Annotated in this window: 22 protein-coding genes; all 22 read right to left on the bottom strand. The window is 33.8% G+C overall.

The window, feature by feature from the left end:
- The 22 genes from MHB47_RS08055 to sucC all read right to left on the bottom strand — a co-directional run bounded on the left by MHB47_RS08055 (position 1) and on the right by sucC (position 26,806).
- The gene (locus MHB47_RS08055; RefSeq protein ID WP_002507846.1) at positions 1-318 is read right to left on the bottom strand and encodes a L7Ae/L30e/S12e/Gadd45 family ribosomal protein; all 318 of its coding nucleotides are present in this window, start codon (positions 316-318) and stop codon (positions 1-3) included.
- Entirely contained in the window at positions 315-599 is a 285-nt protein-coding gene (gene rnpM, locus MHB47_RS08060) for an RNase P modulator RnpM (protein WP_002507847.1), read from the bottom strand. Before rnpM ends, MHB47_RS08055 begins: the two co-directional genes overlap by 4 nt.
- Positions 600-616: 17 nt before the next feature.
- Entirely contained in the window at positions 617-1,792 is a 1,176-nt protein-coding gene (gene nusA / locus MHB47_RS08065; RefSeq protein WP_340756074.1) for a transcription termination factor NusA, read from the bottom strand.
- Between the two features lie 23 nt (positions 1,793-1,815).
- Positions 1,816-2,283 (bottom strand): ribosome maturation factor RimP, encoded by a 468-nt coding sequence (rimP, locus tag MHB47_RS08070; RefSeq protein ID WP_002507849.1) that lies wholly within the window; start codon positions 2,281-2,283, stop codon positions 1,816-1,818.
- 187 nt (positions 2,284-2,470) lie between these two features.
- Positions 2,471-6,787, bottom strand: coding sequence for a PolC-type DNA polymerase III (locus MHB47_RS08075; RefSeq protein ID WP_340756076.1), 4,317 nt, complete (start codon positions 6,785-6,787; stop codon positions 2,471-2,473).
- Between the two features lie 363 nt (positions 6,788-7,150).
- Positions 7,151-8,851, bottom strand: a complete 1,701-nt coding sequence (locus MHB47_RS08080; RefSeq protein WP_002512313.1) for a proline--tRNA ligase — start codon at positions 8,849-8,851, stop codon at positions 7,151-7,153.
- Between the two features lie 19 nt (positions 8,852-8,870).
- Positions 8,871-10,157, bottom strand: a complete 1,287-nt coding sequence (rseP, locus tag MHB47_RS08085) for an RIP metalloprotease RseP (RefSeq protein ID WP_340756078.1) — start codon at positions 10,155-10,157, stop codon at positions 8,871-8,873.
- Positions 10,158-10,484: 327 nt separating this feature from the next.
- Positions 10,485-11,267: a phosphatidate cytidylyltransferase gene (locus MHB47_RS08090; RefSeq protein WP_002507853.1), complete on the bottom strand. Its 783-nt coding sequence runs from the start codon at positions 11,265-11,267 to the stop codon at positions 10,485-10,487.
- Positions 11,268-11,284: 17 nt separating this feature from the next.
- A complete protein-coding gene (locus tag MHB47_RS08095; RefSeq protein ID WP_002507854.1) occupies positions 11,285-12,049 on the bottom strand; it encodes an isoprenyl transferase in 765 nt (254 codons plus the stop codon).
- Positions 12,050-12,282: 233 nt separating this feature from the next.
- Positions 12,283-12,837: a ribosome recycling factor gene (gene frr / locus MHB47_RS08100; RefSeq protein WP_002507855.1), complete on the bottom strand. Its 555-nt coding sequence runs from the start codon at positions 12,835-12,837 to the stop codon at positions 12,283-12,285.
- 16 nt (positions 12,838-12,853) lie between these two features.
- Positions 12,854-13,576, bottom strand: coding sequence for a UMP kinase (pyrH, locus tag MHB47_RS08105; RefSeq protein ID WP_021338738.1), 723 nt, complete (start codon positions 13,574-13,576; stop codon positions 12,854-12,856).
- Positions 13,577-13,708: 132 nt separating this feature from the next.
- Positions 13,709-14,587 carry a translation elongation factor Ts gene (gene tsf / locus MHB47_RS08110; protein ID WP_002507857.1) on the bottom strand — a complete coding sequence of 293 codons (879 nt, stop codon included), beginning with the start codon at positions 14,585-14,587 and terminating at the stop codon, positions 13,709-13,711.
- Positions 14,588-14,681: 94 nt separating this feature from the next.
- Positions 14,682-15,470 (bottom strand): 30S ribosomal protein S2, encoded by a 789-nt coding sequence (gene rpsB, locus MHB47_RS08115; RefSeq protein ID WP_002507858.1) that lies wholly within the window; start codon positions 15,468-15,470, stop codon positions 14,682-14,684.
- Positions 15,471-15,721: 251 nt separating this feature from the next.
- Positions 15,722-16,495 carry a GTP-sensing pleiotropic transcriptional regulator CodY gene (gene codY, locus MHB47_RS08120; RefSeq protein ID WP_002507859.1) on the bottom strand — a complete coding sequence of 258 codons (774 nt, stop codon included), beginning with the start codon at positions 16,493-16,495 and terminating at the stop codon, positions 15,722-15,724.
- A 23-nt stretch (positions 16,496-16,518) separates the two neighbouring features.
- Positions 16,519-17,934: an ATP-dependent protease ATPase subunit HslU gene (hslU, locus tag MHB47_RS08125; protein WP_340756081.1), complete on the bottom strand. Its 1,416-nt coding sequence runs from the start codon at positions 17,932-17,934 to the stop codon at positions 16,519-16,521.
- 133 nt (positions 17,935-18,067) lie between these two features.
- A complete protein-coding gene (hslV, locus tag MHB47_RS08130; protein ID WP_002507861.1) occupies positions 18,068-18,610 on the bottom strand; it encodes an ATP-dependent protease subunit HslV in 543 nt (180 codons plus the stop codon).
- Between the two features lie 3 nt (positions 18,611-18,613).
- Positions 18,614-19,504, bottom strand: a complete 891-nt coding sequence (gene xerC / locus MHB47_RS08135; protein WP_002507862.1) for a tyrosine recombinase XerC — start codon at positions 19,502-19,504, stop codon at positions 18,614-18,616.
- Positions 19,505-19,622: 118 nt separating this feature from the next.
- A complete protein-coding gene (trmFO, locus tag MHB47_RS08140) occupies positions 19,623-20,930 on the bottom strand; it encodes an FADH(2)-oxidizing methylenetetrahydrofolate--tRNA-(uracil(54)-C(5))-methyltransferase TrmFO (protein ID WP_002507863.1) in 1,308 nt (435 codons plus the stop codon).
- A 165-nt stretch (positions 20,931-21,095) separates the two neighbouring features.
- The gene (gene topA, locus MHB47_RS08145) at positions 21,096-23,165 is read right to left on the bottom strand and encodes a type I DNA topoisomerase (RefSeq protein ID WP_340756084.1); all 2,070 of its coding nucleotides are present in this window, start codon (positions 23,163-23,165) and stop codon (positions 21,096-21,098) included.
- A 209-nt stretch (positions 23,166-23,374) separates the two neighbouring features.
- Complete coding sequence (gene dprA / locus MHB47_RS08150; RefSeq protein WP_340756086.1) at positions 23,375-24,244, bottom strand: DNA-processing protein DprA; 870 nt, start codon at positions 24,242-24,244, stop codon at positions 23,375-23,377.
- 466 nt (positions 24,245-24,710) lie between these two features.
- Positions 24,711-25,619 carry a succinate--CoA ligase subunit alpha gene (gene sucD, locus MHB47_RS08155; RefSeq protein WP_065367410.1) on the bottom strand — a complete coding sequence of 303 codons (909 nt, stop codon included), beginning with the start codon at positions 25,617-25,619 and terminating at the stop codon, positions 24,711-24,713.
- 20 nt (positions 25,620-25,639) lie between these two features.
- Positions 25,640-26,806 carry an ADP-forming succinate--CoA ligase subunit beta gene (gene sucC, locus MHB47_RS08160; protein ID WP_021338735.1) on the bottom strand — a complete coding sequence of 389 codons (1,167 nt, stop codon included), beginning with the start codon at positions 26,804-26,806 and terminating at the stop codon, positions 25,640-25,642.
- Positions 26,807-26,826: the final 20 nt, after the last annotated feature.

Genomic DNA, 26,826 nt, shown 5'->3' on the forward strand with positions numbered 1-26,826 from the left:
TCACTCCTTACGATATTCATCAATCATTGACAATAACTTTTTAGCAAAGCCTTGATCAGTGATTCCAATGTTTACACGTTCTGCTTTACCTAAAGCTTGTCCTAATTCAGCTCTTGTTCCAAATATACGTAATGATATATGGTAACTTTCACATTTGTTCTGCATCACTTTCATTGTGTTGTCAGAAGCATCTGTTGCAATGATTACGAGCTTTAATTTATTATTCTTCAAATCATTTATAATGACTGATTCGCCTGTTTTAACTTTTCCTGCACGCATTGCTAAACCTAAAAAATTAACGATTTTTTCTTTTGTCATTTAGGTATCTCTTCACGATAAATAAGACGTATAATCTCTTTATAAACAGGCTCTAACGTTTCAGCATCAGATTTGAAATATCTTTCTAATGTTTCTTTTTGTTGCGCTTCTTCTACTAATTTAACATTTTTAGATACATAAGCGCCACGGCCTTGTTGTTTGCCAGTTGCATCAGCAAAAATTTGTCCGTCTTTATTAATTACAACTCTAATCATGTCATTCTTAGGGTACATTTCATTTGAAAGTATACATTTACGCATTGGAATTTTTTTCTTTTTCATAAAGTTATCACCCCAAGTTATTTTTCAGCGTCTTCTTCTTCAGTTACTGTTTCAGAGTCTTCATTGACTGTGTCTTCCAAATCAACATTCTCTTCGTCAACAACATCATTAAGTTGATCTTCTGTGCCTTCAGCATCTGTCGGGTAGACACCTGCTTCTCTAGCATCTGTTTCTGATTTAATATCAATTTTCCAACCAGTTAATTTAGCAGCTAAACGGGCGTTTTGTCCGCGTTTACCTATAGCTAATGATAATTGATAATCTGGCACTACAACTACAGTTGATTGATTTTCTTCATCAACAATAACTTGTAATACTTGTGACGGGCTTAAAGCATTCTTTACAAACACTTTAGGATCTTCATCCCATTGCACAATATCAATTTTCTCGCCGCCAAGTTCTTCAACAACAGCTTCAACACGACTACCTTTAGAACCTACACAAGCACCTACTGCATCGATGTCAAGGTTGTCTGAGTGTACACTGATTTTTGAGCGATCGCCAGCTTCGCGAGCTACAGATTTAACTACTACTGTACCGTCAAAGATTTCTGGTACTTCTTGTTCAAATAAACGTTTTAATAGACCTGGATGGCTTCTTGAAACGTATATTTGTGGTCCTTTTGTAGTTTGTTCAACTTTGTTCACATACACTCTTATTCTTTCATTTGGAATATAGCTTTCATTTGGGCTTCTTTCTGCTTCGGATAATACAGCTTCAGTACGCCCTAAATTCACATATACATAACGATGATCTACTCTGTCAATAAGACCAGTAACAATATCATCTTCTTTGTCGATGAATTCATCATATAGTATTTCACGTTCAGCATCACGTAAACGTTGCATAACAGCTTGTTTAGCTGCTTGCGCACCTACGCGTCCGAAATCACTTGGTGTTACGTCTTCTTCGTAGATATCACCAATTTCATAAGCAGGGTTTTTTACTAGTGCCGTACTTAAGTCGATTTCTTCTCTATTATCAAATGATTCTTCAACCACTTCTTTACGTGCGATAACATTAAATGTACCTTCGTCCATGTTTAATTCAACACGAACGTTTCTTGCACTTTCATAGTTCTTTTTATAAGCAGTAATTAACGCCGCTTCGATAGCATCAATTAATACTTCTCTAGGAATTTTCTTTTCTTTTTCTAAGTACTCAGTAGCTAATAATAATTCATTACTTGACACGATTTATCATCCTCCTCGTCACGTTATATAATTACTGCATGACGTGCTTTAGCGATTTTACTTCTTGGTATTTCAACTTGTTTTGTTCTTGATTTCTCTTTAACTTCCATAACTATTGTTTCATCATCAACTGATTGCAATATACCTAACCATTCTTTTGCGCCTTCGATTGGAGCATATAAAGAAACAAATACTGGTTTAGTCACAGCGTTGCGATATTCTTTTTCTTTTTTAATTGGTCTTTCAGCACCAGGTGAGGCAACATCTAAATAATACATCTGTTCGATAGGATCTTCTGAATCCATTACTTCACTTATTTTTTCAGAAGCAAGCGCACAATCATTTAAATCTACGCCACCTTCTTTATCGATAGATACTCTTAAAAAATGATCGTTTCCTTCTTTTGTAAACTCAACTTCTACTAATTCAAAATTTAAGTCGTCAAGGACAGGTTGAATTATTGCTTCAACTTGCTCAGTTATTTTACTCATGCTGACCTCCTGTTTTGGCAAATAGAAAAGAGCGGGTATTATGCCCACTCTTTCTGCCTGAGTCTAATTTTTTAAGCACTGTTATTATATCATATGTTTATTTGGTAGACAAATAACTATATTTGTAAAAAGCCTATAATGACAAGTTAATTCATGCTTTTTGTTATTTATTAAGTGTTTTGGTTCATTACATATCAAAAATTGATAATTGCGCTTTATCAGGTAAATTAGGTAAAGAACCTAATTCATCTAAGTATTCTATTACTTTTTGTGATAAACCAGCTTTTTTATTTAAATCTTCTTTAGATAAAAATGGACCTTCTTCACGAGCTTCTACAATTCTTTGTGCAACGTTTTCACCTAAACCTGGAACAGATATAAATGGTGGAATCAAAGTATCGCCTTCAATAATAAATTCAAATGATTTACTTTTTTCTAAACTGATTGGCTGCATACGGAAACCACGTTGTGCCATTTCATTCATTATTTCAAGCACTGTTAAAGTATCTTTTTCTTTTTTAGCTAAATCCATATAACGTGAATACATATCATTAACAGTATTACGAATACTTTCTTTATCTTTAATCATTGTAATTAAATCAAAGTCAGATGCGCGTACTGTGAAATAACTTGCATAATAATATAGTGGATAATGTACTTTAAAGTAAGCAATTCTTACCGCCATTAACACATAAGCTGCGGCATGGGCTTTAGGGAACATGTATTTTATTTTTCTACATGAATCTAAATACCAATCGGGTACTTCATTGTCTACCATTGCTTCGACCATATCGTCAGTCAATCCTTTACCTTTACGCACAAATTCCATTGTCTTAAAGGCAAGTGACGGCTCTAAACCATTATACATTAAATAAACCATAATATCATCACGACAACAGATTACACTCGATAAATCACATTTACCTGAACGTATTAAATCTTGAGCGTTCCCTAACCATACATCTGTACCATGTGATAATCCTGATATTCTAACAAGTTCTGAAAATGTTGTTGGTTTTGTGTCTTCTAACATTTGTCTAACAAAGCCAGTACCAAATTCTGGTACACCAAACGTGCCAGTTTTACATAAAATTTCCTCTTGTGTAACACCTAAAGGTTCAGGCGAACTAAAGATACCCATCGTTTCTTTATCATCCACTGGGATTGTTTTAGGATCTATTCCTGATAAGTCTTGTAACATACGAATCATTGTTGGGTCATCGTGTCCAAGTATATCTAACTTCAGAACGTTATCATGTATGGAGTGGAAATCAAAATGCGTTGTCATCCAAGATGAAGACTGATCGTCCGCTGGGAACTGTACAGGTGTAAAATCATATATATCCATATAATCAGGTACTACAATAATACCACCTGGATGTTGTCCAGATGTACGTTTAACGCCTGTACAACCTTTAACAAGTCTATCTACTTCTGCACCACGTTTATGGATACCTTGGTCATTTAAATAACCCTTCACATAACCAAAAGCTGTTTTCTCTGCGACTGTACCAATTGTTCCAGCACGGAATACTTTATCATCACCAAATAATTCTTTTGTATAATTATGTGCATTCGGTTGATATTCTCCACTAAAGTTCAAGTCAATATCTGGTACCTTATCGCCTTTAAAGCCTAAGAATGTTTCGAAAGGAATATCTTGACCTTCTTTAATAAGGTCGCTACCACAAGTTTCACATTTTTTATCTGCTAAATCAAAACCAGAGCCAACAGAGCCATCATCAAAGAATTCACTCGTTTTACATTTTGGACAAATGTAATGTGGTGGCAATGGATTAACTTCTGTGATTTCTGTCATAGTTGCTACAAAACTTGATCCTACAGAACCACGTGAACCAACAAGATATCCGTCATTTAAAGATTTTTTGACAAGTCGTTGTGAAATGAGGTATATAACAGAGAAGCCATTACCTATAATACTCTCTAATTCTTTTTCAAGACGATCAATTACTATTTGTGGTAAATCATCACCGTAGAGGGCTTTTGCATTAGAATAGCTCATTTCTCGAATTTCTTCATTTGCGCCTTCCATTCTTGGTGTATATAGCTCATCTTTAATTGGAACAACACGCTCTATACGATCTGCTAGCTCATTAGTATTCTTAATGACAAGTTCATAGGCTTTTTCTTCACCCAAGAAGTGCAATTCGTCTAACATTTCGTCTGTAGTTCTAAAATGCGCCTTTGGCAATGTAGAACGGTTTAATGGATTACCAGGTTGTGCAGCAATCAATATTTTACGCGCAATCGAATCATGTTCATTCAAATAGTGTGCATTTCCTGTAGCTATAACTGGAATATCGTTGACTTCACCCGCACGAATTAAACGATTATATATTTCATATAATGTTTCATTATCACGTATCAGCTCTCTATCAATTAAACCTTGGTATAAAGCAGGCGGTTGAATTTCTATGAAATCATAGTATTGAGCTATACGTTCAACTTGAGACTGATCTTTTTGCATTACTGCAGTAAATACTTCTCCTTCGTCACATGCAGAACCAACGAGAATACCTTCACGATATTCATCTAATAATGAACGTGGAATTCTAGGTGTTCTATAATAATATTGGACTAAGGACGCACTTACAATCTTGAATAAGTTTTTAAGACCTTGTTGATTTTGAACAATAAGCGTGACGTGGTTTGGACGTGCACGTTTGTATGCATCTTCATTTGATAACGATGTATTAATATCTTGGTGATTATGAACGTCAAGTTCTTCTAATTGTTTAAGCATTTTAATAAACATATAAGCCGTTGCTTCCGTATCATAAATTGCTCTATGGTGTTGTGTTAACTCTACGCCGTATTTTTTGGCTAAGAAGTTCAATCCATGTTTACCGTATTCAGTATTGATTGTTCTTGATAATTCAAGTGTATCTATTACAGCGTTTGTAGACGCACCAATACCGACATGTTCATATCCAGTATCTATAAAGCCCATATCAAAGGATGCGTTATGAGCAACAAAAATAGCGTCCCCTACCCATGCTTTAAACTCTGTAAGGACTTCTTCTATCTCTGGTGCATCAACTAACATATCATCCGTAATATGTGTCAAATTAATAATAACATCGGATAAACGTTCATGTGGATTACTAAAACGTTCAAACTTATCAATGATTTCCCCGTCTTTAACTTTGACTGCAGCGAGCTCGATAATTTTATCGTATTGATTGGATAAACCGGTCGTCTCAACGTCGAATACAACATATGTTGCAGTTTTCAAATCACGATCCATAGGTTTATATGCAATAGGTACACCATCGTCAACTAACATACCTTCCATTCCGTAAATCATTTTAATACCATTTTTTTCAGCTGCCGCATGTGCGTCTGGAAAGGCTTGAACACCATTATGGTCAGTCACTGCAATAGCTTTATGACCCCACTTTGCTGCTTGATCTACGTACGCTGAAATATTAGGTATGCCATCCATTTGACTCATTGCCGTATGCAAATGGAATTCTACTCGTTTTTCTTCAGATTTATCTTGTTTCGTAGCTTTTTTAATTTCTTCAATATCCGACATCATCATCACTAAATCACGAACAAATGAATCTTCTTCTATGCGTCCTTGTGCGCGAACCCATTTACCGACGCTCAATGCCTTAAAGTTATCTAAATCATCTTTGTTTTTACGAGTGAACATTTTTAATACGAGCGAATCTGTATAGTCAGTTACCTTCAACTCTACAATGTGTCGCCCGCTCTTCAACTCTTTTAAGTTAATATCAAAAATAACACCTTCAACTGCTACTTTGAATTCTTCTTCAATAATAGAATCTATAGGTTTAATATTATCAATTGGGATTGGTTTACCAATTTGACACTTAGTTACTGAACTTTCATTATTATCTTGTTGTTTTGCCTTCTCGGCTTTCATTTTTTCTAATTTTTCAGTAGCTTCACGTGCACTCTTTTCATCTTCTTCTTGAATATGTGCTTCTAATGATGCTAAATCATCTTCGTTTCCAACGCTATCCGTTTCAAAAACTATCTTACTAATATCGAACCCACACTGTTGAAAAGCTTTAACTAAGCTACCATTACAGGCTTTATCAAAATGATCTCTCTCGACATCATTTTGACAAGTTACTTTTAGCACATCTCCCGACATAATTAAGCGTTTTTGCTTTAATTGTCCTTTTACTTTAGGTGAAAGTTGTGTTTGATCAATACAATGATTAAAATACTTTATCGCATATTCATCTTGGTTTGATTTATTATTTATCGTAATATTACATTCTACATTTGCAATTGATTTAAACTCTTCTGTAATTGCACCTGTAAAAAGCAAATAATCTTCTATTGATAGAAAGTGTGGTAATGTGATTTGAAACACCCATGTACGATCTGTTGTCTTAACATCCACACGCGTTAGTTCACTTTGTTCCAAAATTTCTGGTTCCAAATGGTTTGTTATTTTAATTTGGTCAGCTAGGATTTTAAATTTTTCCTGATTTGTCATTGCCATGACGATAACCACCTTACTATTAATTACACTGCTTTACTTGTATATGCTTACTTACATTAAATGACGGTGTATGTATTATTATTCCATTCTCTATATTATAACGGATATGTGTGAAATTCTAATAGTTAAACTTAATAAATTAAATTCATATTTTTGTGAATAATAAATGGGAGCGGAACAGAAATCAAACTTTAAAATTTGATTTCGTATTCCCGCCCCCTCCTTAAAAGTTTGAGTCAAACATATCTAAAAATGAGACAGCTAGTGTATTTTTTTTAATTTACACTCACAAATATAGATTGTTGAATTTATGCGTCAGCCTTATGATTTTATATAAGTAACATCTAGCAATTCCCTTATAGATTATAAATTTGTATATAATTCATTTACATAATTGATTAAATTATCGATATGCACATCTTCACTGTCACCAGTATCGCGACGTTTAACTTCTACAATGCCTTCTGCAGCATTTTTGCCTACGACAATACGTATTGGTAAACCGATTAAATCAGCATCATTAAATTTCACACCAGCACGTTCTTTACGGTCATCATAAAGTACATCATAATTTTCTTTTAATTGCGTATATAATTGATCCGCTAATTCACGTTGGTCATCTTTTTTAGGATTAATTGTGATTAAATGTAATTCAAATGGTGTGACTGATTTTGGCCAAATAATACCATTTTCATCGTTATTTTGTTCAACGATTGCACTTAATGTTCTTGAAATACCAATGCCATAACATCCCATTAATAATGGTTGTGCTCTACCTTGGTCATTTAAGAACGTAGCGTTCATTGATTCAGAGTATTTTGTTCCAAGTTTAAAGACTTGGCCTACTTCAATACCTTCTGCAAAGTGCGCTTTGTCTGAGCTATCTGCTAATAATTCACCTTCTAAAATAAATCTAAAATCTCCATAGGCTTCTACTTCAAAGTCACGATCGACATTTGCGTTTAACAAGTGATATCCATCTTCATTCGCACCAACGACGATATTATTCAAATCTTGAATGAAATTATCTGCATAAATTTTAATGTCTTTATCGAAAACCGGACCCAGTGAACCTGGTTTTGCACCTAAAATATTAATAATTTCATCTTCAGTCGCTAACTCCACATTGTCAGTACCAAAATAAGCTTTTAATTTAATATCATTAATTTCATGGTGACCTCGAACTAATACTAATATAAATTCACCATCGACATTAAATATCATAGATTTAGTAATTTCGTCTAATGGTTTATTTAAAAATGTCGCAAGATCTTGTGCTGTATGCACATTTGGCGTTTCAATTTTTGTTAACGGTTGTACATCTTCATGTTTTTTATTAGGATGGTAAACCACTTCAGCTTTTTCAATATTTGCAGCGTAATCACTTTGCTCACTGTACACAATCGTGTCTTCTCCGATTTCGCTTAACGCCATAAATTCATGTGTATGACTACCACCAATTGCACCTGAATCAGCAACAACTGGTCTCGCGTTAATACCTACACGATTAAAGATGCGACCATATGCATGGTACATATCTTCATATGCTTCATCTAGTGACGCTTCATCAGCATGAAAAGAATAAGCATCTTTCATTATAAATTCTCTACCACGTAATAGACCGAAACGTGGACGCTTTTCATCTCTAAATTTAGATTGTATTTGGAAAAGTGTCATTGGCAGTTGTTTATATGATTTCAATTCATCACGAACAATTGAAGTCACAACTTCTTCATGTGTTGGTCCAAGCGCAAATTGACGGCCATTACGATCTTGTAAACGCATAAGTTCTGGACCATATGCACTCCAACGTCCTGATTCTTCCCATAATTCTGATGGTTGCAATGCTGGCATTAATATTTCAACCGCATCAATACGCTCCATCTCTTCGCGTACGATAGCTTCAATATTATTTAATACTCTCGCTGCAATTGGTAAGTAACTGTAAATTCCACTTGTACTTTGTTTGATTAAGCCTGCTTTTAATAATAGTCGATGGCTTAATGCCTCAGCACCAGCTGGCACTTCTTTCATAGTTGGTATAAATACTTTTGATTGTTTCATTTAAATGCTTCTCTCCCTCTTATAAGAAATAACGCTGAATATCGTTCCAAGTCACTAATACCATAACGATTAATACAAATACGGCACCAATGGCGATAATTGTAGTTTCTGCTTTTTTATTTACTGGTTTTCTAAAGATTGCTTCATAAATGACAAATAAAATTCGTCCACCATCTAACGCTGGTACTGGTAGTAAATTCATTAATCCTAAGTTAACGCTTAGCAAAGCAGTCCATGAAATCAAGTTAATTATACCAGTTTTAACGACAGAGTCGACAGTATGATATATACCTACTGGACCATTCAACATATCAAATGAGAATTCTCCAGTGAAAATGCTTGCAATCATACTTACAATTGCAGTGAAAATAATTTTACCTGCACTAAGTGTTTGTTCCACACCCGCTGCAATTGGTTTGAAAATAGTGTGTTCAGTCGCTGCACTATAACCTAATAAATATTTTGTTTCTGAGTGTGTTTTCGTTACTTTTTGTTCAACCTTTTTAGGTTTAATATCAAATGTTTGCTTGTTGCCATTACGTTCGACGACTAATTTTGTCTTGTTATCTTTAATTTCTTTTACTGCTTTATCAATATCATCTTTACCATCAATATTATGGCTTCCTACTTTAACAATCGTGTCCCCAGATTTAAGACCTGCTTGTTCAGCAGGTGAATCTTTAACAACTTCATCAACTGAATTTGTTGCTGTACCTTGATAATATGCTAGACCAATAAATAATACTAATGTAAGTAAGAAATTAAACAATGGTCCTGCGAATAAAGTTAAGAATTTTTGATAAGGCTTTTTATATGTGAATTGACGATCTCTAGGTGCAATTTGAATTAAACTACCATTCTCTACAAAATAAGACGTTTCAGCTATTGCATAGTGTTGTCTTTCTTGATTATATGATGTTACCCCTTCAATGAATAAGCCATCTTTAAAATCACATTGTTTTACTTCTATTGCTTCAATTTGTTGAAATTTGTGTTGATCATCTAAAATGATGTGCGTAATTTCATCTTTGTCATTTAATTTTATTTTTACATGCATACCTGGTTGAACTGGTGGTTCTTCTAAACCATCACCAGCCATGCGTACGTAACCTCCGACAGGTAATAATCGAATCGTATATAACGTTTCATTCTTTCTGAAACTAAATATTTTAGGCCCCATACCAATTGCAAATTCCGGACACATAATGCCTGCGCGTTTTGCAAAAAACATATGTCCATACTCATGAACTGTGACAAGGACACCAAAAACGATTATAAATGAAATAATTGTTACTAGAAAACTCACTTTGCTACACCTCATATTTTCGAAATAAATTGTTTGCTCATACTTCATATATTAATTCATATGATTCATTTTCTTATGACTAACTGCTTACTTTAGATTATAAAAGTATAACACAACAATGCTGAGTGACACACGTAACTTTAATATGTCTTCTAGTCACTCGCTTACATTATTCTTATCATTGTACAGTCGTAATTACACAAAGTATTTTTGCTTGTGAAAAGGAGTTAATAAATAAAATAACTGCATTGAAGCACTCAGTTATTTTATCTCATTAACTCCTTATTTTTGTTTATATAATTGTATAGTATCACTTTGAATCTGTAGTTAAGCTTGTATTAACAAGATGTTTAATAGTGGCAATACAAACATAAAACTGTCAAAGCGATCTAAAATACCACCATGACCAGGCAAAATACGACCAGAGTCTTTTACACCAAAATGGCGTTTGAAACCTGATTCAACAAGGTCACCAAGTTGTCCAAACATACTTAAAATGATCGTAACAATTAATAATATCCACGTTGCAATATTAAAGTCCACAAACATAATCATAACAAGTGGAATAATTAAACTACAAATCAATCCACCAACAAAACCTTCTATTGTTTTATTAGGACTAATCACAGGCCATAATTTATGTTTGCCCATTAAGCGACCAAAAATATATGCCCCTGTATCTGTTGACCATACGATTAGAAATGCAAATAGTATGTAGTGTAAGCCTTCAGATCGTGTTTCATAAAGATACATGAAACCAATACCAACATACGCAATCGTCATTAAACAAAATGCAGCGTCCATAAAACTAAATCTATTTTTAGAAAGCACTGTATAACTTAATAAAATAAAACTCATTGCTATTAATGACTTTAATTGTAAATCATTAACCCAGTTACCCGCACCTTGAGGTAACATAATAATTAAAATTCCTAACGCACTTATGATACCTGGCACCGATAAAAACTTAATCATATTCATATTCAGCAATTCTTTCAATGCTATGAACGCTAATAAATACGAAAACAGCATTAATATAACTCCGCCCTTTAGTAAGACCGGGAGGAAAATGATAAGTCCTATGATTGCCGTCAAAGTTCTAACTTTCATACTATTCTCCTAACTACTTATAATCCCCCAAAACGCCTTTGACGAGATTGATAAATTTTAATACAGTTTATTAATTCTTCTTTATCAAAATCTGGCCATAATTTTTCATTAAATAAAAATTCACTGTAAGATACTTGCCAGATTAGGAAATTACTAATACGTTGCTCTCCTGATGTTCTAATCAAAAGATCTGGGTCAGGGTAGCAATGAGTCATTAAATGCTCATTAATCATTTCTTCAGTGATTGCTTCACTTGTTAAACCTTCAGCAGTCAATTTGTCGTAAATTGATTTCACACTGTGGACAATTTCGGCTCGTCCGCCATAATTTATAGCAAAGACCAATTTTAAGCCCGTATTATTTTTTGTTTCTTCTTTTGCTTTATCTATCGCTTTAAGTGTAGATGTTGGTAAATGCTCAATAAAACCAATCGTCTCTACTTTAACATTATTTTCTATCAACTCTGGTAGAAATGTTCTTAAAAAGTTAACTGGCAAGTTCATGATGTAATTCACTTCATTTTTAGGTCTTGTCCAATTTTCTGTAGAGAAAGTATACAATGTTAAATATTTAATTCCTAAATCACTAGCTGCTTTAGTAATTTTTTTAACAGTTTGCATACCTTGGTAGTGACCTTTTATTCTAGGCAATTTTCTTTGTTTAGCCCAACGACCATTACCATCCATAATTATAGCAACATGTTCGGGTATATTATGTACTTCCAAATCTATATCGGATTGCTTATACTGATTTTCTTTCTTCTTTTTTAACTTTTTAAACATGGTATTTCCTCCGAGCTTGATCATCTCTGTTTATTATAATTAGATTCTAGATGCAATTATCTACCATTTTATCATAATAGATAGGTGCATTGAATAAACAAATAAAAAAACTGTACCAAAGTCTGATTTGATACAGTTCAGATAAATAAATGATATACCTCTTCTTCAAGCTCTAACTATAAGTAATTATATACCTTAATGAGTGAATAGAAGTATAATCATCATTACCATGTTTATACTGACATTATATCTTTTTCTTTTTCTTCTAATAATTTATCAATTTCTTTAATTGAGTTGTCAGTTAATTTTTGTACATCATCTGTTTGTGATCTTAAATCATCTTCAGTGATATCGCCATTTTTTTCTTGTTTTTTAAGTACATCATTTGAATCACGACGAACATTTCTAACTGCAACTTTCGCATCTTCGCCAATTTTCTTAACTTCTTTTACAAGCTCTTTACGGCGGTCTTCAGTTAATGCTGGAATAACAATTCGTATAACTTCTCCGTCACTTGAAGGATTCACGCCTAAGTTAGCAGCATTGATTGCTTTTTCAATATTACCGACAGATGATTTATCATATGGTGCGATTACTAATAAACGTGCTTCTGGCACATTGATACTAGCAAGTTGTTGAACTGGTGTTGGAGCACCATAGTAATCAACATTTACGCCATTTAATAAATTGGAGTTGGCTCTTCCCGCACTAATATTAGCTAATTCTCTTGAAAGATTATCAACAGATTTTTGCATTTTTGATTTCGTATCATTAATAATGTCGCTCATTCTCATACACCTCTAATTATTTTGTTATTATTGTTCCTATTTTTTCACCCATTACTGCACGTTTAATATTACCTTCTTCAGTAATTGAGAACACATTCAACGGAATGTTATTATCCATACAGAATGAAGATGCTGTTGAATCCATTACTTGTAAACCATCTTGTAACATTTGAATATGAGTAAGATGTTCATACTTAATAGCATTAGGGTCTACTTTTGGATCAGCAGAGTAAACGCCATCAACATTATTTTTACCCATTAAGATAACATCGGCTTCAACTTCAGCCGCACGTAGAGCTGCTGTAGTATCAGTTGAGAAGTATGGATTACCAATACCCGCTGCAAAAATAACTACACGTTTTTTCTCTAAGTGTCTAATTGCACGACGACGAATATATGGTTCTGCAACTTGTTTCATTTCAATTGAAGTTAAAACGCGTGTGTCACATTCTAATTGTTCAAGGCTATCTTGTAGCGCTAAAGCATTCATTACCGTAGCTAACATACCCATATAATCAGCAGTACCACGATCCATGCCTAAGTCACTACCTGTTTTACCTCTCCAAATATTACCTCCGCCAACGATAACTGCAATTTCGCAATCCATCTTTGCAACTTCGGCTACTTGTTCAGCCACACTTTTAATCGTAATTGGATTAATTCCAAATCCATCGTTACCTGCTAGTGCTTCGCCACTTAATTTTAAAACAACACGATCGTATTTAGAAGTTTGAGCCATTGTCTTATCCTCTCTATTGTAAAAATATGTAATTGATACAAGTAAAGAAGACACAATAGGTCTTCCAATACAAAAGTAAATCTTTCATACGGAGCACAAAGGTGTCTTCTTTCTTGTTTTAACTATGAAAAATTATTTCATTTGTCCTTTTACTTCGTCAGCAAAGTTTTCTTCGCGTTTCTCCATGCCTTCGCCTACTTCATAACGTAAGAAGTCAACAAGTTTTCCACCTTTTGATTTCAAGAAAGCTTCAACTGTTTGATCAGGATCTTTTACAAAGTTTTGGTCAACTGCACAAATTTCTTGTAAATATTTACGTAAACGACCTTCAACCATTTTTTCTACAATTTTCTCTGGTTTGCCTTCGTTTAGTGCTTGTTGTTTTAAAACTTCTCTTTCGTGATTGATTTCATCTTCGCTTACTTGTTCAGATGAAACATATTTAGGGTTGATTGCAGCAATGTGCATAGCTACGTCTTTAGCTGCTTGGACATCAGTTGAACCTTCAACTACAGTTAACACACCGATACGTCCGCCCATGTGTAAATAAGAACCAAAAGCATCATTGTCTGATTTTGTTCTAATAGCAAAACGACGGATACTTAATTTTTCTCCGATAGTTGAGATAGATTCTTTAACACGTTGGTCTACTGATTTACCATCAGCTAATGTAGTTTCTAATAAGGCTTCTACTGTTTCAGCCTTTGTTTCTAATACTTGATTAGCAATTTCTTTCACTAATTCTTGGAAACCTTCGTTACGAGCTACGAAGTCAGTTTCTGAATTAATTTCTACAATTGCTGCTTCATTGCCTTTTTCTTCAACATGAACTAAACCTTCTGCCGCAATACGGTCAGATTTTTTAGCAGCTTTTGCAATACCGTTTTCACGTAAGTAATCAATAGCTTTGTCGATGTCACCATCAGTTTCTGTTAAAGCTTTTTTACAGTCCATCATACCTGCACCAGTTTTTTCACGTAATTCTTTTACAAGTTTAGCTGAAATTGCCATTTCATATTCCTCCATTATTTAATGAATTTTAATATATTTGTTTTTAAAAAAGGGTGATAAGCTTGAATATCTTATCACCCATTTTACATTATTCTTAGTTTGATTCAACAGAAGTGTTTTCTTCAGTTGTTCCTGCTTCAGTAGCTTCTTTTGATTCTTTTAAATCAATATTTTGTTCTGCTGCTACTTCTTCATTAGATACACCTTGTTGACCTTCTAAGATCGCATCTGCCATTTTACCAGTTAATAATTTAACGGCACGAATAGCATCATCATTTGCTGGGATAACGTAATCAATTTCATCTGGATCACAGTTAGTATCCACAATACCAACGATAGGGATGTGTAATTTGCGTGCTTCAGCAATTGCGTTGCGCTCTTTACGAGGGTCAACTACAAATAATGCTTGAGGCATTGATTTCATATCACGAATTCCGCCTAAGAATTTGATTAAACGGTCGTATTCTTTTTTAAGTTCTACAACTTCTTTTTTAGGTAATACTTCGAATAAGCCATCTTCTTCCATTTTTTCAATCTCAGAGATGCGTTTGATACGTTTAGAAATTGTTTTATAGTTAGTTAAGATTCCACCTAACCATCTTTGGTTTACATAGAATTGACCCGCACGTTCTGCTTCAGCTTTCACTGAGTCTTGTGCTTGTTTTTTCGTACCAACGAATAAAACTTTTCCGCCATCTTCTGATACTTGTTTAATGAAGTTATAAGCTTCTTCTACTTTTTTCACTGTTTTTTGTAAATCGATAATGTAAATACCGTTTCTTTCAGTGAAAATGTATCTTTTCATTTTTGGGTTCCAACGACGTGTTTGGTGACCAAAGTGAACGCCTGCTTCTAGTAATTGTTTCATTGAAATTACTGCCATAATTAAAATCCTCCTATTGGTTTATTACCTCCACAAAAAGCTCATATAAACACGATAACTAAATATCGCACCCTTTATACTTGCACTTTTTGTGTGCGTATTGGCTTCATAGCCGTGAATAAATATATCATATTTGTATTTATAAAGCAATACTTTCACATTACTATTTCACACATTAAAAGAACATCTAAAAGTCTTATGATTTAGACGCTCTTTTTGATGATATATTTTTAAATTAATTTACGTATTGATTATTTAATTCTTTCTAGCTCATCTAAGAATTTTTCTTTTTTCACTTTAATAAATGTACCTTTCATTCCTAAAGAACGTGATTCAATAACACCAGCACTTTCAAGTTTACGCAAAGCGTTAACAATAACTGAACGTGTGATACCTACTCTATCAGCAACTTTTGATGCAATAAGTAATCCTTCTTTACCGCCTAATTCTTCAAAGATATGCTCGATTGCTTCACTTTCAGAATATGATAAAGAATTAATTGCCATGCTAATAGAAGCTTTGTCTCTTGCTTCTTGTTCAACTTCACTATGTTTTTCACGTAATATTTCCATGCCAATAACTGTGGCAGCATATTCACCAAGAACTAAATCATTCTCAGAGAAATCTTCTTGAACACGTCCAAGTACTAAAGTACCTAATCTTTCACCGCCACCTAAAATTGGAAAAATTGTAGTTCGGCTAATTTTGAATAAATCTTTATTTTCTGGTGGGAACACAGATAATACGTTTTCAATATCAATATTAGATTGTGTTTCTCTAACATCCATTAGTTTATCCGTATATTCTTTAGGGATATGTCTATTTTCAAGCATTTGTATAATACGATCATTTTTCAACAATTCGTTTAAGCTTGACCCTAAAATCTTTCCTTTTCTAGACACAATAAATACATTTGTCACTGTTACACTACTTATTGTTTGTGCTACATCCTTAAAATCAACGGCAATACCTTTGTGCTTTTGCAAAAGTGTATTTAATTCTCTAGTTTTCGATAATAAGCTCATATTCCTTCTCCTTTTTATTTATATTATAAAATAAATGCACTTAAATCTTTGTTTGTTGAAATTGATTTCAACTTATCATCAACATATTGTGGTGTGATGTCTACAACCGCATTGGGCATACTTGGTGCTTCAAATGATAAATCTTCAAGCATTTTTTCAAGTATAGTATGCAAACGACGTGCGCCAATGTTATCAGTATCTTGGTTTACCTGGAAAGCAATTTCTGCCAGACGTTTAATCGAGTCATCGGTAAAGTTGACTGTCACTTCTTCTGTTTGAAGTAGCGCTTCATATTGTTTGATAAGTGATAATTTCGGTTCAGTCAAGATTCGTACAAAATCTTCTACTGAAAGACTTTCTAATTCAACACGAATTGGGAAACGACCTTGCAACTCAGGAATTAAATCACTTGGTTTAGCCACGTGGAATGCTCCAGCACCAATAAATAGCATATGTTCAGTGTTAACAGTACCATATTTCGTTTGTACCATGCTACCTTCAAGTATTGGTAAAATATCTCTCTGAACGCCTTGTCGAGACACATCTTGACCTGAATTTTGATTATTTGTTGCAACTTTATCGATTTCATCAATAAATATAATACCCATTTGCTCAGCAAGTTCAATTGCTTGTTGATTTGCTGATTCTTGATCAATCAGTTCGTCGGCAAATTGATCCGTTAATATTTTACGCGCTGTTTGTACAGGAACTTCTCGTTCAACTTTTTTCTTAGGCATGAGTTGTTTCATCATATCTTGCATTTGTTCATTTTGATTTGCGCCTAACATGCCCATAGCACCTGGGTCTTGTTCTACTTTTAATCTTACTTTTTCTTCTTCTAGTTCACCATTCAACAATTGTTGTTTAATTTCAGAACGCTTTGTCTTGATTTCTTCTGTAGGTGTATCCTCTTCTTCATCATTATTCTGACCAAAGTTTGGCATCGAACCACCAAATAGTGATTCTAGAGGGTTATTCCCACCGTTATTCGTATTATTCGCTTTTTGCTTCATGCTAGGTACTAAAAGTTTTACTAATTTTTCATTTGCTTTTTGTTTCGCTTCTTCTTCAACTAAAGATTTCTTTTGTTCTTTAACTAGTCTAATAGCTACGTCAACTAAATCTCTTACCATGCTCTCAACATCTCGACCTACGTAGCCTACTTCTGTAAATTTAGTTGCTTCGACCTTTATAAAAGGTGCACCTACAACTTTAGCCATTCTTCTTGCTATTTCCGTCTTACCTACACCTGTTGGTCCGATCATTAAAATATTTTTGGGTGCAATCTCTTGTTTAGCTTCTTCAGCTAAAAGACTTCGTCTATATCTATTTCTTAAGGCAATTGCTACTTTGCGCTTTGCATCATCTTGCCCAACAATGTATTCATTCAATTTTGAAACGATATCTTTTGGTGTTAATTTAATGCCAGTCGTTTCCATAAGATAAATTACCTCCGTAATTTTGATTTCAATTATTCTAAAAATTATTTGTAAATTTATTTATTATTACTATATCCTAAATTTTTACAATTATACATTTTTATTTTTCATTGTGCTTTTTTAGTTTCAATTTTTATAATTTTTCAACTACGATTTGATCATTTGTAAATACACAAATATCAGACGCAACTTTTAAACTTTCATAAGCCATTTCTTCTGCAGTTAAATTTGTGGCATGACGTTTCAAGGCTCTTCCTGCACTCAATGCGTAATTGCCTCCTGAACCAATTGCTATTAAAGCATCGTCTGGTGCGATTACTTCTCCTGTACCACTTACTACAAGGATTGAATCCTCATCCATAACGATTAGCATTGCTTCTAGTTGACGCAGTTGTTTGTCACCTCTCCATTCCTGAGCTAATTCAACTGCGGCTCTTTCTAAATTACCACCGAATTGTTGTAACTTAGTTTCGAATTTTTCGAATAATGTAAATGCATCTGCAACGCTTCCTGCAAATCCGGCTAAAACTTTATCATTGTATAAGCGTCTAACCTTTCGTGCTGTTTGTTTCATAATCACTTGTTCACCAAGTGTTACTTGTCCATCACCTGCCATTGCTGAATGGCCGTTATGTTGCACTGCAAAAATCGTTGTCGCGTGAATAGATGTACTCATAATCTAATTCTCCTTTTTTGCACGAGGATGTGCGTTTAAATATACTTTTCTTAATTGTTCATTTGTAACATGTGTGTAACGACCTGTAGTTGATAAATTCACATGACCTAACAATGATTGAACGGTACGTAAATCAGCACCCTGATTAAGCATGTGTGTTGCAAATGTATGTCTTAATTTATGTGGGTGAATATCCGTTACGCCAGCTGTACGTTTTACAACATCGTTTAACACATAACGAACGCCACGCTCTGTGATAGGCGCACCGTTCATATTTACTAATAAATAATTATGATCATTTTTAATTTTAGGTTTAAATAATTCTAAATATCGTTCTATACTTTGTTTGCAAAATTCTCCAAATGGAATAAAGCGTTCTTTACCACCTTTACCTAACACCTTCACACCAGGTAAATTCATATCTAAATCAGACTCTTTTATATGGACTAACTCCGAAACCCTTATGCCTGTTGCATAAAGAAGTTCCAAAATCACTCTATCTCTCAAACCTTTTTTCGGGTCTTTTTCAACAGTGTCAAATAAAGCTTCCATTTCTTCTTCATAAAAAAAGTGTGGTAAATATTGTTCTTTCTTGGGATGCACTAATTGAATAAATGGATTTATAACTTTTTCATCTTGTGTCATCCAATATTCGTAAAAACTTCTCAGCGTAGAAATTTTACGAGAAACTGAGGTTCTTTTCAAGTTTTTCGAATATAAATAACTTAGATAGTTTCTTGCATCTTTATATTCGAATGCAGATAGCTCTAAATATTCTTGTTTTAAAAATACATTGAACTGTTCTAAATCATCGTGGTATGACTTTAAAGTATGCTCTGAAAACTGTCGTTCAACTTTTAACATAAATAAATATGCCTGTTGGATTTCTTCCAATAAAAACCCCTCCATCAATATGAATTGTAGCATATTGATGAAGGGGACTGCGAAAAATAACTATTAAATTGAGTCAAACTTACAAAATTTTTAGAAAATGGTTATATCCACGAATATTTTATAAAGTTTGCTTATAATTATCTAAATATGATAACGCGCGGTCTGCAAGTTTTTCGTAACGTAATTTTTTATCTTTAACACGTTTTTCTAAAGTTGGCAGTAAACCAAAATTCGCATTCATTGGTTGGAAATTTTTCTCGTTTTTAGCATGAGAAATATAATAAGCCATACTTCCAATCATTGTTTCTCTTGGAAATACTACGCCGCCTCTATCTTTAATTTTATGAGCTACGTTGATGCCTGCTACTAAACCACTTGCTGCACTTTCAACATAACCTTCAACGCCAGTCATTTGACCAGCAAAATGAACTTCTTCTCTACCTATCAACTCATACTTTTCTGTCAACACATCTGGCGAGTTAATAAATGTATTTCGATGCATCACACCATATCTTACGATTTCTACATTTTCTAACCCAGGGATTAAACGTATAACGTCTTTTTGTGCCCCCCATTTTAAATGTGTTTGGAAACCTACAAGATTATATAATGTACCTGCAGCATCATCTTGTCTCAATTGTACGACTGCATATGGACGTTCACCAGTTTTAGGATCTTCTAGCCCTACTGGTTTCATAGGTCCAAACAATAAAGTTTTACGCCCACGTTCTGCCATAACTTCAAAGGGCATACACCCTTCAAAGTATTTTTCTTTCTCAAATTCATTTACTGGTGCAACTTCTGCTTCCATTAATGCATCATAAAATATATTGAATTCTTCTTCAGTCATTGGGCAGTTCAGATATGCTGCTTCACCTTTGTCATAACGAGATTTCAAATATACCTTATTCATATCTATACTTTCTTTTTCAATTATTGGAGCTGCGGCATCATAAAAATACAATTGATCTTCACCAGTAGCTTCAACAATTTCAGCAGCCAATTTTTCTGTAGTTAATGGACCTGTAGCAATGATAGTGTAACCATCAGGTATGCTGTTAATTTCTTCATTTAACACTGTTACATTGGGATGATTTTTCAAAGTTTCTGTAACATAACCAGCAAAATCATGTCGATCTACTGCTAAGGCACCACCAGCTGGTACTCTTGCTTTATCTGCTGCACTAATAATAAGTGAATCAAGGCGTCTCATTTCTTCCTTAAGAACACCCACTGCATTTGTTAATGCATTGCCACGTAATGAGTTTGAACAAACTAACTCTGCAAATTGATCAGTATGATGTGCTGGTGTTTGCTTCACTGGCCTCATCTCTATTAAATTAACTTTTATCCCTCTTTGAGCTAATTGATATGCTGCTTCTGAACCGGCTAGACCAGCCCCGATAACATTGACAGTTTGAGTCATTTAATTTCCTCCAATACATTAAAAATAGCAACTACGACATCATATCATAATTATAGATATATCTGTCTACATTATAAATATGTGTCGTTAGTTGCTTATAGAATTATTAACAATATTCGTAATGTACGTTTGAATTACGCAATAATTAATAAATGATATGATTGTTTATTTTTGCAGTTCTTCTTTATAATCACAGTTTGAACAAATAACCTGACTTTTACGTCCTTGTTTTTTCTCAACAAGATATTGTTCACATTTAGGACAATCGCGACCTACAGGTTTATCCCATGTAACAAAGTCACACTCAGGATATTTTGAACAGCCGAAGAAAATACGGTTCTTTTTAGATTTGCGTTCAACGACATCGCCCTCTTTACATTTAGGACAAGTCACGCCAATCGTTTTGATAATTGCTTTCGTGTTACGACAGTCTGGGAAGTTAGAACATGCCATAAATTTACCATAGCGTCCCATTTTAATTACCATTGGTGATCCACATAGTTCGCAATCTTCTCCAGCTGGTTCATCTTTAATTTCAATTTTTTCCATTTCTTCTTCTGCACGTTCAACATCTTGGCTAAAGCTACTATAAAAATCACGAATTACTTTTTTCCAAGGAATTTCGCCATCAGCTACTTTATCCAATAATGTCTCCATGTTTACAGTAAAGTCGACATCAATGATTTCAGGGAAATAATCCTTCACTTGTTCATGAACGATTTCACCTAGTTCAGTTGGAACAAATCGCTTACTTTCATTTTTTACATAATTTCTCTTTTGTATTGTATCAATTGTCGGTGCATACGTTGATGGTCGTCCAATTTTCAATTCTTCCATTGTTTTTACTAAACGCGCTTCAGTATAACGCGGTGGTGGTTGTGTGTAATGTTGAGAAGGTTCAATATTAGTTGCTGTAACCATTTCGCCTTCTTCAATTTTAGGTAATTTATTTTCTTTACCGCCTTCATCGTCGTCTGTAGTTTCAATGTATAATGTCATGAACCCTTTAAACTTAATCGTTTGTCCGTTCGCACGGAATTTCAAATCATTTTGTGTTAAATCCATAGCAACAGTATCTAGAATCGCAGGTGCCATTTGACTTGCTACAAAACGTTCCCAAATTAATTTGTATAATCTGTGTTGATCACGTGTTAAATAATTTTTCATTTCATTTGGTGTACGCAATGTTCCAGATGGTCTGATTGCTTCATGGGCATCTTGATCGCCTTGTTGTCCTTTAGCTTTACGATTTGACAAATAGTTATTACCATATGTTTCTTCAATATAACTTTTCGCTTCAGATTTAGCTTGTTCAGAAACTCTTGTTGAATCTGTACGCATATATGTGATTAAACCGACTGTGCCTTGTCGTTTCAAATCAATACCTTCATACAATTGTTGCGCTAGCATCATTGTTTTTCGGGCTTTGAAGTTTAATTTACGCGCAGCTTCTTGTTGCAATGTTGATGTTGTAAATGGATTAGCTGGATAACGTGTTTTTTCTTTTTTCGTTACTTTCGTTACCTCAAACTGATCTCCATCTAACTGTGTTGTAATTTTTTCTACATCATCTTTATTCGTTAACTTAAATGGTTTGTTTTTTAAATGAAGGAATTTGGCATTGAATTTGGATTTCTTATATCTAAATTCACCATCAATTTTCCAATATTCTTCAGGTTTAAAGTTTCTTATTTCATTTTCACGATCAATAACTAATCTAAGAGCTACTGATTGGACACGTCCAGCTGACAAACCTTTTTTAACTTTTTTCCACAATACTGGCGAAATATTATAACCAACTAAACGGTCTAATATACGTCTCGCTTGCTGAGCGTCAACAAGATTCATTTCTATGCCTCTAGGATGTTTAAAGCTATCTTTCACGGCATCTTTTGTTATTTCATTAAATACTACTCTATTTTCTACTGATTCTTCTAAATTTAATATGTTCGCCAAATGCCAAGCAATTGCCTCACCTTCACGGTCAGGGTCACTCGCTAAGAATATTTTTTTTGCTTTCTTAGCATGTTTTTTAAGTTCTTTAACAACTGGACCTTTGCCGCGTATCGTAATATATTTTGGTTCAAAATCATTTTCATCATCTACGCCCATTTGGCTACGTGGCAAGTCTCTAACATGCCCCATAGATGCGATAACTTTATATTTTTTACCTAAATATTTTTCAATGGTTTTAGCTTTTGCAGGCGATTCAACTATGACTAAATTTTCTGTCAAAGTAGTTACCCCCTTGCATTTCTAATTACAAAGATAAATGATAAACGGTCTATTTTGTTTTTGTCAATGTTTTTAATTTTAAGTTGCCTGGATTTCTCAAAATATTGACTAAAAAAACAAAACAAATGTCATCGTAATTTCATAATTATAAAATGCCTTTTCTTTCATTAATAAACTTCCATTTAATGTCCATTAGATTCAAATAAATTTCAATTATAATCTATTAATATATCACTTGCTTTTAATACAATTTTCGCTCCCTCTTGAGCACTTAATAAATTCCCTTCAGTCATCGGATTAAAGATAGAACCTGGTAGTATGTATACTTCTCTATTTTGTTCTAGGGCAAAATTCGTTGTAATACATGTTCCACTATTTGCTTTAGATTCTGTAATCAATATACCTTTTGACAATCCACTTATTATTCTATTACGTTCAGGAAAATGATGCTTTTGCGGTCTTTGAAAAGGAAGGTATTCACTTACTACAAGTCCTTCGATTTCTAATCGTTTTCTAATTTCAAATGTTTCTTTTGGATAATGTTGTAAATGGCCGAAACCTAGTACTGCAATTGCAGACATGTTCATTGATAGAGCGAGTTCGTGTGCCATTTTATCTGCGCCTTTAGCTAAGCCAGAGATTATAGTTAAGTTTTCTTTTTTAAATGAAGGAAAAAGAATGTTCAATGCTTTTTGACTATATTCTGTCGCATGCCTTGACCCTATAATAGCAAGAGTTTGAGGAGATTGCATTAAAGATAGCTTTCCTTTGTAGAAAAGGATGAGTGGTGGTTCATAGATTTCACGAAGTAATATGGGATATGAAGACTGCTCTATTGAAATGTACTTTAAATTCCATTGTCGTAACGTCGTTAATATGTTTTTAACTTCTATATTTAGATATTGCTCATAAATTTCTGCTTTTCTCTTTGTTTTTAATGTACTTAAAAATTGTTTGAGTAGTTGATTTTGTTCCACTTGATTATAGTCTAAAAAATTAGAATTATACCTTAACAGTTGATGCATTTGATGTGTTGTTAAACCTGAAAAACGTAGTTTTAAATATTGGTCTTCTCTCATAATGATTCTCCTTTTCACCTCAATTATAATGGAAAACAGCAATGGTTTAGATTACAAAACCACATCTTTTTCTAGTGAAAAGTAACAAGATTTTAAGGAGTAATTCTCTATTTTAAATTCACTTCAAACTAGAATTACCTTATATTTTAATGACTAAAATAAAATTTATGTATGTATTACTTTTAGCTAAGCTCTACAAATTTCCAATCGTTTTTCTACTATTATAAAAGTAGATATAACAAGTGTTATAAAATTAAGATTATTCAACATAAAACACCTCTTCTACAAATTGAATTTTTCAGTTTTATAAATCATAAAAATTTTATACAACAAAAAAACGGTTGATAAGAAAAGAACATCTATCTCTATCAACCGCAAGTATTATTTTATCTAAAATGTTTGAATACTTAAAATAGCACAAACCCCGACATATTTTCGGAATTTGTGCTGGGTTTGTACAATACAATTATTGTTTTACAGTTAATAATTGCTCATAAATGCCTGCTTCTTTAGCGGCATCAATTAATGTTGTACCAATTTCTGATGGTGTGTCTGCAGTTTTAACACCACAATTGTTAAGTGTTTTAACTTTTTCTTCAGCAGTACCTTTACCACCTGAAATAATCGCACCGGCATGGCCCATACGTTTACCTGGAGGGGCTGTTTGTCCTCCGACGAAACCTACTACAGGTTTAGTCATGTTAGCTTTAATCCATTCAGCAGCTTCTTCTTCTGCTGTTCCACCGATTTCACCAATCATAACGACTGCTTTTGTTTCATCATCTTCATTAAATGCTTTTAGCACATCAATAAAGTTTGTACCATTGACTGGATCGCCACCGATACCTACAGCTGTTGTTTGACCAATACCTTCTTCAGTTAATTGGTGTACAGCTTCATAAGTTAAAGTACCTGAACGAGATACTACGCCTACGTGACCTTTTTTATGAATATAGCCTGGCATAATACCAATTTTAGATTCATCAGCAGTAATAACACCCGGACAGTTAGGTCCAATAACACGTGTTTCTTTACCTTCTGAGTAACGTTTAACTTTAACCATATCAATTACTGGAATATGTTCTGTAATACAGATAGCTAAATCTAATTCTGCATCTATACATTCTAAAATTGCATCTGCTGCGAATGGCGCAGGTACATAGATAACAGATACTGTAGCACCTGTTTCTTTTTGTGCTTCTTCAACTGTGTTGAATACTGGTACACCTTCTACTACTTGTCCGCCTTTACCTGGTGTTACCCCAGCAACAATTTGTGTACCATATTCAAGCATCTGTTTTGTATGGAAAAGGGCAGTTGACCCTGTGATACCTTGTACAATTACTTTTGTATTTTTATCAATAAATACGCTCATCTTAGTGCTCCCATCCTTTCCTACGCTTCTTTAACAAGTTTTACGATTTTTTGTGCGCCTTCTGCCATAGTTGCAGCTGATTCAATTGCTAAACCAGAATCTTTAAGAATTTCTTTACCTTTTTCAACATTTGTACCTTCTAAACGTACAACAAGCGGTAAAGTAAGTTCTACTTCTTTAACTGCAGCAACGATACCTTCAGCAATAATGTCACATTTCATGATTCCACCAAAGATATTAACAAAAATACCTTTTACGTTGTCATCACCTAAAATGATTTTAAATGCTTCAGTAACTTTTTCTTTAGTTGCACCGCCCCCTACATCTAGGAAGTTTGCCGGGTTGCCGCCAAAGTGGTTAATTGTATCCATAGTTGCCATAGCTAAACCAGCACCATTTACCATACAACCGATATCTCCATCTAATGCAATATATGATAAATCGTACTTAGAAGCTTCGATTTCTTTTGGATCTTCTTCTTCTAAATCGCGTAATTCTTGGATATCTTTATGTTTAAATAATGCATTATCATCAAAGTTAACTTTGGCATCTAATGCTAAAACATCACCATCATTAGTTGTTACTAATGGGTTAATTTCTACAATAGAACAGTCTTTTTCGATGAAAACATTATAAAGTGAAACTAAAAATTTAGCTGCTTTATTAATTGATTCTTTTGGAATATTAATATTAAAAGCGATTCTTCTAGCTTGATATGGTGCTAAACCAACAATAGGATCAATAGTTTCTTTGAATATTTTTTCAGGTGATTCAGCAGCAACTTCTTCAATTTCAGTTCCGCCTTCTTCTGATGCCATCAAAGTAACACTGTCAGTCGCACGATCAATTACAAATCCAACATAATATTCTTTTTGAATATCGCAGCCCTCTTCTATGTAAAGGCGTTTAATTTCTTTACCTTCAGGACCAGTTTGATGTGTTACAAGCGTCTTACCTAATAATTCTTTAGCGTAAGTTTCAACTTCAGATAGTGATTTAGCAATTTTAACTCCACCTGCTTTACCTCTACCCCCAGCGTGAATCTGTGCTTTTACCACATATACTTTTGAATTTAATTCTTTTGCTTTTTCTACCGCTTCGTCAGCAGTGAACGCTACGCGTCCTTCTGGGACAGCAACGCCCATAGTACGAAATAATGCTTTACCTTGATACTCGTGGATATTCATTCTCCATCCTCCTGTTTCTT

This window comes from Staphylococcus sp. FSL K6-3157 (assembly GCF_038005145.1).
GTDB classification, from domain to species: Bacteria; Bacillota; Bacilli; order Staphylococcales; family Staphylococcaceae; genus Staphylococcus; species Staphylococcus equorum.